The organism is Phascolarctobacterium faecium (assembly GCF_003945365.1).
Lineage (GTDB): Bacteria > Bacillota > Negativicutes > Acidaminococcales > Acidaminococcaceae > Phascolarctobacterium > Phascolarctobacterium faecium.
Window position 1 is genome coordinate 1,647,758 of record NZ_AP019004.1, and the last position, 11,856, is coordinate 1,659,613.

The 11,856-nt window shown below is 37.8% G+C and carries 12 protein-coding genes and 1 tRNA gene; all 13 read left to right on the forward strand.

The window, feature by feature from the left end:
• The first annotated feature begins 16 nt into the window (after positions 1-16).
• The 13 genes from der (at position 17) to pssA (ending at position 11,850) form a co-directional block, all read left to right on the forward strand.
• Positions 17-1,345: a ribosome biogenesis GTPase Der gene (der, locus tag PFJ30894_RS08100; protein ID WP_021718477.1), complete on the forward strand. Its 1,329-nt coding sequence runs from the start codon at positions 17-19 to the stop codon at positions 1,343-1,345.
• Positions 1,346-1,357: 12 nt separating this feature from the next.
• On the forward strand, positions 1,358-1,984 hold the full coding sequence (plsY, locus tag PFJ30894_RS08105; RefSeq protein WP_021718478.1) for a glycerol-3-phosphate 1-O-acyltransferase PlsY: 627 nt from the start codon (positions 1,358-1,360) through the stop codon (positions 1,982-1,984).
• A 156-nt stretch (positions 1,985-2,140) separates the two neighbouring features.
• Positions 2,141-2,584: an ACT domain-containing protein gene (locus tag PFJ30894_RS08110; protein WP_021718479.1), complete on the forward strand. Its 444-nt coding sequence runs from the start codon at positions 2,141-2,143 to the stop codon at positions 2,582-2,584.
• 41 nt (positions 2,585-2,625) lie between these two features.
• Positions 2,626-3,924 (forward strand): homoserine dehydrogenase, encoded by a 1,299-nt coding sequence (locus tag PFJ30894_RS08115; protein ID WP_021718480.1) that lies wholly within the window; start codon positions 2,626-2,628, stop codon positions 3,922-3,924.
• A gap of 7 nt (positions 3,925-3,931) precedes the next feature.
• Positions 3,932-4,852 (forward strand): homoserine kinase, encoded by a 921-nt coding sequence (gene thrB / locus PFJ30894_RS08120; protein WP_125669528.1) that lies wholly within the window; start codon positions 3,932-3,934, stop codon positions 4,850-4,852.
• A 56-nt stretch (positions 4,853-4,908) separates the two neighbouring features.
• Positions 4,909-4,985: transfer RNA gene (locus PFJ30894_RS08125), tRNA-Pro, on the forward strand.
• A gap of 76 nt (positions 4,986-5,061) precedes the next feature.
• Positions 5,062-5,613: a hypothetical protein gene (locus PFJ30894_RS08130; RefSeq protein WP_125669529.1), complete on the forward strand. Its 552-nt coding sequence runs from the start codon at positions 5,062-5,064 to the stop codon at positions 5,611-5,613.
• 13 nt (positions 5,614-5,626) lie between these two features.
• Complete coding sequence (locus tag PFJ30894_RS08135) at positions 5,627-7,237, forward strand: peptide chain release factor 3 (protein ID WP_021718483.1); 1,611 nt, start codon at positions 5,627-5,629, stop codon at positions 7,235-7,237.
• A gap of 110 nt (positions 7,238-7,347) precedes the next feature.
• The gene (locus PFJ30894_RS08140; RefSeq protein WP_021718484.1) at positions 7,348-8,979 is read left to right on the forward strand and encodes an ATP-binding protein; all 1,632 of its coding nucleotides are present in this window, start codon (positions 7,348-7,350) and stop codon (positions 8,977-8,979) included.
• Entirely contained in the window at positions 8,976-9,680 is a 705-nt protein-coding gene (locus PFJ30894_RS08145) for a response regulator (RefSeq protein WP_125669530.1), read from the forward strand. The genes PFJ30894_RS08140 and PFJ30894_RS08145 overlap by 4 nt, the downstream gene beginning before the upstream one ends.
• A gap of 12 nt (positions 9,681-9,692) precedes the next feature.
• The gene (locus PFJ30894_RS08150) at positions 9,693-10,424 is read left to right on the forward strand and encodes a WecB/TagA/CpsF family glycosyltransferase (protein ID WP_021718486.1); all 732 of its coding nucleotides are present in this window, start codon (positions 9,693-9,695) and stop codon (positions 10,422-10,424) included.
• Positions 10,425-10,539: 115 nt separating this feature from the next.
• Positions 10,540-11,166 carry a phosphatidylserine decarboxylase family protein gene (locus PFJ30894_RS08155; RefSeq protein WP_021718487.1) on the forward strand — a complete coding sequence of 209 codons (627 nt, stop codon included), beginning with the start codon at positions 10,540-10,542 and terminating at the stop codon, positions 11,164-11,166.
• Positions 11,167-11,169: 3 nt separating this feature from the next.
• Positions 11,170-11,850: a CDP-diacylglycerol--serine O-phosphatidyltransferase gene (pssA, locus tag PFJ30894_RS08160; RefSeq protein ID WP_021718488.1), complete on the forward strand. Its 681-nt coding sequence runs from the start codon at positions 11,170-11,172 to the stop codon at positions 11,848-11,850.
• Positions 11,851-11,856 lie beyond the last annotated feature (6 nt).

The window sequence follows — 11,856 nt, forward strand, 5'->3', positions numbered from 1 at the left end:
TGAGGATGAGAATGTTATGGGAAAACCAATAGTCGCTATCGTAGGTCGGCCAAATGTAGGTAAGTCGACATTATTTAATATTTTTGCTAACAGCAGGATTTCAATAGTTGAAGATACTCCTGGTGTAACTCGTGACCGATTGTATGCGGATACTGAATGGCTTGATAATGAATTCATGATGGTAGATACCGGCGGTATCGAAATTATGAATACTGATAAAATAGCTGTTTCTATTCGTCAGCAGGCACAGATAGCAATTGCTGAAGCAGATGTCATTTTGTTTGTTTGTGATGCGCGTGCTGGTATTACTCATGAAGACGCAGAAGTAGCTAAAATGCTGCGTCAATCGAAGAAACCAATAGTTCTTGCTATCAATAAAGCTGATTCTCCGAAACAGGAAATGGAAATTTTTGAGTTTTATAATCTTGGTATAGGTGAACCGATTCCAGTTTCAGCTGCAAATCATCTTGGACTGGGTGATTTACTGGATGCAGTTGTGGAAAAATTTCCTGAAACCTCAGCTTATGGTGAAGACGGCAATGAGGATGAAATCAAAGTGGCTTTGATTGGTCGTCCTAACGTTGGCAAATCTTCAATTTTTAATACTTTAGTAGGCGAAGAACGTTCTATCGTAAGTGACGTTGCTGGAACCACACGCGATGCTATTGATACTCCCGTAATTCGAGAAGGTCAGAAATTCCTTTTTATTGATACGGCAGGTATGCGCCGTAAAGCACGTATAGACGAGCCTATTGAGAAATACAGTATAATTCGTTCATTAAGGGCTGTAGACCGCTCAGATGTCGTTTTAATGGTTATAGATGCTATCGACGGTGTTACGGAACAGGACAAAAAAATTGCCGGATATGCACATGAGGCTGGTAAAGGGATTGTTTTAGTAGTAAATAAATGGGATTTGTACGATAAAGATAATACGTCTACCTTACGTTATACAGAAAATCTGCGCAGGGAATTGGTATTTATGCAGTATGCTCCTGTAGTCTTTGTTTCAGCAATGACTAAACAGCGTATACACAGACTGCCGGAGGTTATTCATTATGTAGCGGAGCAGAATGCTATGCGTATTTCTACCAGCGTGCTTAACCAGGTTGTTGAAGACGCTATTGCAATCAATCCGCCGCCTACCGAAAAAGGTCAGCGATTAAAAATATTGTATGCCACACAGGTTAAAATCAAACCGCCGACATTTGTTATTTTTGTTAATGAGCCGGAAATCATGCATTTTTCATATCAACGTTATTTAGAAAATAAATTACGCGAAGCTTTTGGTTTTGAAGGAACACCGCTGCAAATGATCATTCGCGGTAAAAACGAAGAAGAATAAGGTGGGGGAGAAATGGCAGAAGGCTTAGTATGGCTTGTTTGCTTCATTGTAGGTCACGTATTTGGTTCGATACCATGCGGGTTATGGTTAGTAAAAGCTGCTCATGGTATTGATATCAGAGAATATGGCAGTAAAAATATAGGAACAACTAACGTTTTTCGTACTGTAGGTGGGAAAACAGCTTTTTTTGTACTCTTATGCGATATGATGAAGGGGATTCTTGCTGTAGCGTTAGTGGCTTATTTTACCAATAACGCAATGGGAGGAATGGTTGCTGCCGGTATCGGAGCTTTGCTCGGACATAATTATTCTATCTTTTTAGGATTTAAGGGTGGACGCGGTGTTGCTACCGGTTTGGGACTGATTCTTTATTTTATGCCTAAAGTTTGCATTGCCAGCTTTGGAGTCTGGTTGATTTTGGTTTTACTTACGCGCTATGTTTCGCTGGGGTCTGTTGTAGCTGCCATTTGTACACCGATTTTTGCTTATTATTTTGGTTACTCTCAGCCGTTAGTAATTTTTGCTGTCGTAGCAGGAGGATTTGTTGTTATACGTCATGCAGAAAATATTAAAAGACTTTTGAATGGTACAGAAAGTAAAATAAAACAAGGTAATGCAAAAGATCTACAAAAAAAATAATAATATTGATTACAGCCGTATTTATGTACTAAAAACGGCTGTTTTTCTATTTTTATAAGAAAATCTTAAAACATATGGCTTTTACCACGAAACAATGATATAATAAAACACATGTAAAAACCATATGGACATTTAATAAAAGGGAGGACGATATCAATGTCTGACAAATCTACTTTTTACTTAGTGCGTGAAGAAATTTTACCGGAAGCAATCAAAAAAACTATTAAAGTAAAAGAAATTTTAAAACGCGGTGAAATCAAAACTATTAATGAAGCTGTTGAAAGAATGGGCTTAAGCCGCAGTGCTTATTACAAATATAAAGATTATGTATTCCCATTTTATGAAGCCAGCAAAGAGAAAATTATTACCTTATCCTTGTTACTTGAACATAAAGCTGGTGTCCTTTCCAGAGTTTTAAACACTGTTGCCAGTGATTCCGGCAGCATTATGACTATTAACCAGGGTATCCCTTTGCAGGGGGTTGCAAATACCACTATTTCTATTGAAACAAAAGACCTTACAATTGATTTGGAAGCCTTATTAGATAAATTGCGTATGATCGACGGAGTGAAACGTTTGGAAGTTTTAGGCCAAGTTTAAGTTATATCCGTTGATGCGCTTTTAACCTTGGAGGGGATATTGTGAAAGAGTGCATTAAAGTCGGGCTTTTAGGTGCAGGAACAGTGGGCAGCGGTGTATTGACTGTTTTAGAAGAAAATACTGCTGAGATAGAAAAAAAAGTCGGTGTTCCAATCCATGTATCTAAAATTTTAGTCCGTGATATGAAAAAAGCTAAAGAATTATCAGAAAAATATCAGTTAACAGACAAAATCGAAGATATTGTTGAAGATCCTGAAATTGATATCGTAGTTGAGCTTATAGGCCGTGAGCATCCGGCGAAGGAATACATTGCCGCTGCTTTAGAACATAAAAAGAATGTTGTAACGGCTAATAAAGATGTTTTAGCAAAATACGGTAAGGAATTATTTCCATTAGCAGAAGAAAATAAAGTGGATTTTATGTTTGAAGCAAGTGTAGGCGGCGGTATTCCTATTATCAGACCCTTAAAATCCTGTTTAGCCGCTAATAAAGTTACTTCTGTAATGGGTATTGTTAATGGCACTACCAATTATATGCTGACAAAAATGTCGCAGGAAAATATGGATTATGCTGATGTTCTGCGTGAAGCGCAGGAAAAGGGGTATGCAGAATCTGATCCTACCGCAGATGTTGGTGGCTTGGATGCAGCCAGAAAACTTGTTATTCTTGCGTCAATAGCATTTAATACGCGTATTGATTTAAGTGACGTTTTAGTAGAAGGTATTGACGGGCTGGATCTATGCGATATTGAACATGGTAAAGAGCTCGGTTATGCAATTAAGCTTTTAGCTATTGCTAAAAATAATGCTGAACATGGTATTAGCGTTTGTGTGCGTCCGACGATGCTGCCGGTATCTCATCCTTTAGCTGGTGTAAATGATGTATTCAATGCCATTTTTGTTACAGGTGATGCTATCGGAGATGCGATGTTCATGGGCCGTGGAGCTGGTAAAATGCCTACAGCAAGTGCGGTATGCGGCGATATAATTGATGTTGCACGTAATATTATTCATAAATCGAACGGACGTATTAATTGTACCTGCTTTGATGAAAAACATCTCTGCAGTTTGGAGAATATGATGTCTCCCTGTTATATACGGTTACATGTACAGGATAAGCCCGGTGTTTTAGCTGCTATTGCTGCTGCTTTTGGAGCGCAGAATGTAAGCTTAAAAAATGTTGTACAAAAGAGTAAAGTCAAGGGTGTTGCGGAATTAGTCGTTATTACTTATGATGTCTCTGAATTAAATTTACAAATGGCGGTACAAACATTGAAAGCTCTGCCGATCGTTGAAAAGGTTTGCAGTGTTATTCGTGTTGAAGATCACGACCTGGAGTAATTTTGATATGAAAAATAAAATAACTGTTATTGTTCCTGCTACATCAGCTAATTGCGGACCGGGATATGATTCCCTGGGTTTAGCCTGCAACTTGTATAACGATTTTACTTTTGAAATTTTAGATACTCCTGTGTTTGCTTTAGAGGTTATTGGCGAAGGCGAAGATCGATTGCGGGCCGGTGGCAGAAATTTAGCATTTCTGTCATTTTTGAAGGTTTGGAATGAAGTTAGAGGTACTAGAATTGGCCTTAAAGTAACGATGCAGAACCGAATCCCATTATCACGAGGTTTGGGCAGCAGTTCTACTGCCATAGTTGCCGGACTTGTAGCTGCTAATCTGCTTACTGGATCAACTTTAACTAAAGAGCGGCTTTTAAATTATGCTACGGAAATCGAAGGACATCCTGATAATGTGGCCCCGGCACTTTTAGGCGGTATTACAATCAGTTATATGGATAGATCAGGGGCACATTCACTGCGTTTTCTGCCGCAAAAAGAGCTTCGTTTTATAGCCGTTGTACCTGACCAGCCTCTTTCCACGCATAAGGCACGTCAGGCAATACCACAGCACATTCCTCATCAGGATGCTGTTTTCAACGCCAGTCGTACTGCACTTTATGTTGGAGCGTTGATGAGCGGCAATTATCAATATCTTAATGCTGCCTTAGAAGATCGTCTGCATCAGCCTTATAGAATTCCCTTGATTACAGGTACAGAGGCTGTTTTTGAGGCAGCCAAAGCGAACGGTGCTTATGGAGCTATTATTAGTGGAGCTGGATCTACTTTGATGGCCTATGTTGATCCAGAAAAAGACTGTGATATAATTGCTGCAGCAATGACCGACGCTTTTGAAAAATATGGTCAGCGCAGTACTGCTCATATTCTTAAGTTAGATTTTAATGGCGCCCGGGAAAAGGAACATAGCTGAAATTAAAATATTGCTTGACTTTTATATGCAGGATGGGTATAATACTCATTGTGATTCGGGGCGTGGCTCAGCTTGGTAGAGCGCTTCCTTGGGGTGGAAGAGGTCGTGGGTTCGAATCCCGCCGCTCCGACCATTTCGGATCGCCAGCCTTTACGGGTAACCCCCGTAAAGGCTTATTTTTTTGTCTGTGGGTAAGGAGGTTCACACCTATGATTCGTACGCTGCCTTTGGTTTGCAGTAATTGTGATAATAAATTCGTTCCTGCTGAAGAATTATATTATCGTGACAATTTTATGAGTAACAGTATTAGAGATGTGCATTTTATCTGCTCTGATTGTATAAAAAGATGGAAAGACAAATGGCGCATTAAAACAGCAGTTTTTTCTGAAAAAGATTATGTGATGACAGTGAGTATTACTTTGGAAGATGGCACAATATATAAAAATCTTGACTGTACTCCGTTAGAAGAAACTGTTGTTACAAGTGAAGAAATCCCAGAAGAAGCACAGCGGAGATTATTCAGCATTTATACTGAATGGGATTCCGAACGCAAAAAGAATTCCTTGAAAGATTGTACTTTTAAAGATGAGTTTATGCGTACAACTTTTAGCTGCGAAACCTATGGCGGCGAAAAGTTTAACGATATTGCCTTCCGGTTCAATATGAAAGGGCAAATAGAAACAGAAACACCGGTACCTGAATATGTTTTGAAACAAATAATAGATGCATATCGTTTATATGAGATGCAGAATAAAGAATAATTAGGGGGATAATATGCAGGAATTGTTGGAGAAAATTGAGAAAAGGCGCACTTTTGCCATTATTTCTCATCCTGATGCTGGTAAAACAACCTTAACTGAAAAATTGTTGCTATATGGAGGGGCTATTCATCTAGCAGGATCAGTAAAAGCGCGAAAAAGTAATAAACATGCAGTCTCGGACTGGATGGAAATTGAAAAACAGCGTGGTATTTCCGTAACATCTTCTGTTTTGCAGTTTGATTATGCTGGGCACCGCGTAAATATTCTTGATACTCCTGGACATCAGGACTTCTCGGAAGATACTTATAGAACCCTGATGGCCGCAGACAGTGCTGTAATGCTTATTGATGCTGCTAAAGGTGTTGAACCGCAGACTAAAAAGCTGTTTTGGGTTTGCCATCGCAGAAAACTGCCAATTTTTACCTTCGTTAATAAATTGGACCGTTATGGAAGAAATCCGTTTGATTTGATGGCAGAGCTAGAACAGGTTCTTGGTATTCATGCTTACCCAATTAATTGGCCTATTGGCATTGATGGTAATTATAAGGGCGTTTATGACCGTATCAAAAAGCAAATTGAACTTTTTGAGGATGATAATAGCCATGGTTCTAAAATTTTAAAATCTACTACCGGTTCTCTTGATGACCCTCAGATTATTGAGGCATTAGGGCAAGAGTTATATGATAATTTGTGCAATGATATTGAACTTCTTGATCTGGCAGGCGATGAATTTGATATGACGCGTGTAAATAATGGCGAACTGACACCGCTGTTTTTTGGCAGTGCTATGACTAATTTTGGTGTTCGCAGCTTTTTAGAGAAATTTTTAGAGCTTTCTCCACAGCCACAGCCAAGAATTTTGCAGAATGGTGAAATTTTAGATCCTTCTACAGAAGAATTTTCTGCATTTGTTTTTAAAATTCAGGCTAATATGAACCCAGCTCATCGTGACAGAATCGCTTTTATGCGTATTTGTTCCGGCGTCTTTGAAAAAGGGATGTCTGTTTATCACAAACAGGGAGGAAAAGTGGTTAAACTTTCACAGCCACAGCAGTTTTTGGCTCAGGAAAGAACTATCGTAGAAAAAGCTTATCCCGGTGATATTATAGGCGTTTTTGATCCGGGTATCTTTGGAATCGGTGATTCCTTAAGCGATGAAAAAATGAAAGTCCAATTTGAGGATTTCCCTGTTTTTCCGCCGGAAATTTTTGCCAGAGTGCAGCCAAAGGATTCGCTGAAACGGAAACAATTTGTCAAAGGAATTACTCAATTGGCACAGGAAGGCGCTATTCAGGTCTTTGAACAAAAGGATATCGGCATCGAAAGCTTTATTGTTGGTGTTGTTGGTGTTCTTCAGCTGGAAGTATTGGAATATCGGCTTATCAATGAATACAGTGCCCAGCTTTTGATGAATCAGCTTGCTTATACCGTTGCCCGTTGGGTTTATGCGGAAGATAAAAAGCTTATTGATAATATTAAAGGACTGGATAGCGGTATGCTTGTATATGACCAAAAAGACAGACCTGTTATTCTTGTTAATAACGAATGGTCATTGAACTGGATTTTAGAACGAAATCCTGGCATTCAATTTTTGACAGTTCCTTCAGATGTTGCTAAAATTTAGATATTAAAATATAAATTATGTAATAATTTAAGTAAAGTTAATTGTAAAAACTTTAAAAAGTAGTTTATGCTATAAACAGTGGCAAAAGAATTTTTGGTGAGGTGAAAAGTATGACATATAAAAACGGAACAAATAAATTCACCTTATCACAAAAAATAGTTCTTCTGATAACGTTTGTTATAGTTGCATCATTATTGCCTGCCAGCTTGCTTATAGCTCATAGAGTTTCCGGTGTCGTTGATGAACGTATAAGTGTAAATGCTGTCAGTATTACTACTTTACTCTCTCATTCGCCAGCTGTAATCCGTTCGCTGACATATGAAACTGATATCAATAATACCAATGAAACTCTGAATAATGTCGTTAACATGGCGGCCAAGTCATGTAAAGCCAGTATTATTATTTTAGACCGCAATAAAAATATACGGGTATTTCACAATCCTACTTCGATAGACGGATTTGAAGATGAAGCACGTCAGATAGTGGCTGAACAGGGACTGAGTACTAATCTAAACTGGTATGATACTTCAGTTTTTAATGAAAAGGCAGTAGGGGTCATTCGCGATGACCGTAATACTGTTGTTGGCTATATTGTAGCTGGAGTATCACCTAAAATGATTCAGGATTTGACAGTAGAATCAGTTCTGCTGATTTTTCTGGCAAGTTTATTTGGTTTGTTTGTAGGTATAGGCGGTGCTGTTTTTTTAGCACGTCATGTAAAAGCTACTTTATTTGGATTAGAGCCTGAAGATATTGCCACATTGTTACAAGAACGCAATGCATTGCTTAATTCTGTAAAAGAGGGTGTTGTTGCAATCAATAAAGATGCTGAAATAACTTTGATTAATACTGAATCAGAGTTTTTGTTTGCTCAGGCAGGAATACCTAATCCACACACACTTCTAGGCAAACCGCTTGAAACAGTTATGAACGGATTAACGCTGGATACTGTTTTAAAAGAGGGAAGAGCAACATTGGATATGCCGGTACAGGTAGGTTCTGTTCTATTTATCGCAACTCTTGTTCCGTTATTTGACAATGGACATATCGGTGGTGCCATTATAACATTTCGTAAAAAAACGGAATTAGAAGAATTGGCTAATCAGTTGACTGGTGTACGTAATTATGCTGATGCACTAAGAGCTCAGACACATGAATTTATGAATAAAATGCATGTTATCATGGGTTTGATTGATATGAAAGCTTATGACGAGTTAAAACAGTTTACGATGGAAATTGCCAATAACCGGCAGGCTGAAGCTGCTTATGTAGTCACCAGATTAAAAGATATTACATTAGCAGGTTTTATTTTAGGGAAAATCAGCAGGGCAAGAGAATTAGATATCGAGTTTTCTTTAACAGATGAAAGCGAACTTACAACCGAATTTATTCGTCCTACAGTACAGGAGCTGATTCTTATTATTGGCAACTTGATTGAAAATGCTTTTGATGTTCTGCGTGATCATCCCAGTGAAAGAATTGTAAATCTGAGTATTTTAACCTTTGATAATGAAATAATGGTCATGGTTGAAGACTCCGGACCTGGTATTCCTGAAAATAAACTTGAAACTATCTTTGAAAAAGGTTATTCTAGTAAGGGGCCCAGACGCGGTATCGGACTTTTTTTAATAAAACAGACAGTTACCCATTTAAAAGGTACTATCGAGGTTGAATCAACCGTAGGCGAAGGTACCACGTTTACCATAAGATTACCAATCGTAAGGACGGTGAAAACATCATGATCAAAGTTTTAGTAGTAGAAGACGACCCGATGGTAGGGAAGCTTCACGAACATTATTTGACCAAAATCAAAGGTTTTCAACTATGTGATATCGTTCGCAACAGTGATGAAGCTTTGAAAATTATGCAGACTAAAGAGTACAATCTTGTCATTCTTGATATTTTTATGCCAGGAATGGATGGTCTGCAGCTGCTGGCAAAAATCAGAGAACAGGAATATGATGTCGATGTCATTATTGTATCCGCTGCCAATGATAAAGATAAGATTAAAGCAGCACTGCGGTTAGGAGCATTTGACTACATTATAAAACCTTTTGAATTTGAAAGATTTAATCTGGCGTTAAATAATTATAAGAGCCGCTATAACTTGGTTGAAGAACAGTCCATCCTTAAACAGGATGAACTTGACAAAACTATCATTCATCAGGATACAGATGTAGAAGTTACTTTACCGAAAGGTTTGGACAAGAATACTTTAAATACTGTTTGGTCTGAAATTATTAAAATCGACGGAATGTTTACTACAGAAGAAATTTCGGCTAAAGTTGGTATTTCACGTGTTTCAATCCGTAAATATTTGGAATTTCTTAAATCCTTGAAACTATTGAGCCTTGATCTTCATCGAGGCAGTGTAGGTCGTCCTGTTTACAAATACAAATGCATTGATAAAAATGCAAATATTATTGATCTATATATTCAATAAAGGTTGTTGCTGATGGAAAAAATTACTGCTATTCAGGTTTTGGATGTACCTGTGCACCCATATAGTATGGATGCGGCTGTTCAATATCTTGATGATAAGATACAAGAACAAAAGCACTCATTTGTAGTTACTGCTAACGCAGAAATTATTATGATGTGTCAAGACGATGCAGAATATAAAAATATCTTAACTAATGTTGCCGATTTAGTCCTGCCTGATGGCGCCGGTACCGTTTGGGCAGGCAGACAGTTAGGATATGCTGTGCCGGAGAGAGTTGCAGGGTTTGACTTATTTAATCGTTTACTTAATCTGGCTGCTGAGAAAGGTTATAGAGTTTTTTTCTTTGGCGCGTCGCCTGGTATAGCTGAAGCTGCAAAGAAAAAAGCAGAAAGTTTATATCCTGGTGTAACTGTAGTTGGATGCAGGGATGGTTATTTTAAAGACAGTGATAACAAGTCTATAATAGATGCCATTAATAATAGCGGCGCACAGATTTTATTTATTGCGTTGGGAGCCCCTAAACAGGAAAAATGGCTTCAGACACATCTTCAAGAGCTAAAACCTTATATTACTATGGGAATAGGCGGTAGTTTTGATGTGTTGGCCGGAAAAATGGAACGTGCACCGTTATGGATGCAAAAATATTCTTTGGAATGGCTTTTTAGGCTCTACAAACAACCGAGCCGTTTTACAAGAATGCTTGCTTTACCTAAATTTGTTATTAAAGTAATTTGTTCCAAATGAAATAAAAATGGACAAAAAGATATGGCTGTATTATAATAATGTGATGAACTAAAGGTTCATCACATTATTGTTTTCTTTTTCTTTTCTTAAACTTGCCGAAAGAGAGGGACTCTCTATGAATATAGTCAAAGACGGTCATCCGTTCATATTTGCTTTTGCTATTATTACTTTTGCTGTAGGTTATTGGGGTAGTTTAATATGGGCCGTAGTTCCTGCAGTGTTAATGCTATTTTTTATTTATTTTTTCCGTAATCCCAATCGTCCTACACAATCAGATGACTCTATTATTTATTCTCCTGCAGATGGAACAGTAATGGCAATAGAAGACTTTTATGATGAAGAATATTTAAATGAAGATGCTATAAAGGTTACTATTTTCCTTTCCGTTTTTAATGTGCATGTCAATCGCAGCCCTGTTAATGGTGAAATAAAATACCAGCGTTATACATGTGGGCAGTTTGTGCCGGCATATAAAAAATCTGCCTCTTTTGAAAATGAACGTCATGCTATTGGAGTTCAAAACGATAAGATGAGAGTTTTGGTTATTCAGGTTGCAGGATTACTGGCGCGTCGTATTGTATCGTGGGTGACTTTAGGTCATAATTTGAAACAAGGCGAATGTTATGGTATGATTAAATTTGGATCAAGTACTGAACTCGTTTTACCAAAAAATGTTGAAATTCTTGTAAAAAAAGGTGATTCAGTAGTTGGAGGAGTTTCTCTGATCGGGAGGGTTCATTAAAAGATGAATTATCGTCGTATCATACCTAACAGCATTAGTGCATTAAGTTTAACATTTGGCGTGTTATCTATTTTTGATACATTTGAAGGCAATTTTTCCAGAGCAGCTATATTTATAATATTGGCTGTTATTGCAGATTCTATGGATGGAAGAGCTGCTCGCTTTTTAGGAGTAGGAGGCGGGGAATTTGGTAAAGAACTGGATTCTTTATGTGATTTAGGTTCTTTTGGTGTCGCTCCTGCTATTCTTATTTATCAATATGGTATGACAGATTTAGGTTTACTTGGAAAACTCATTGCTTCCATTTTTACAATTTGTGGTGCTATGCGTTTAGCAAGATTTAATGTAAATGTTGGTGAGGTAAAGGGATATTTTCAAGGCATGCCGATTCCTGCGGGAGCCTGTGTTTTAGCAACGTATGTTCTTTCTGATTATTCCTTTTCCACTTATTTTGTTGCAATTCTAACTTTTGTAATTGGTTGTATTATGTATAGTAATGTAAAATTTCCGGATTTTAAAGGTAAAGGAAATCCAATGTTTTTACCTCCGGTAATTGTTGCTGCTGCTGTTGGCATATATTTACTTTATGTAAACCTTTCAGCATGGCCTTTTGCGGCCATGTTTACCTATTCGTTAGCTGGGATTATTAACTGTGTTTATGCAAAAATGCTAAACAAGCAGTAAATATTT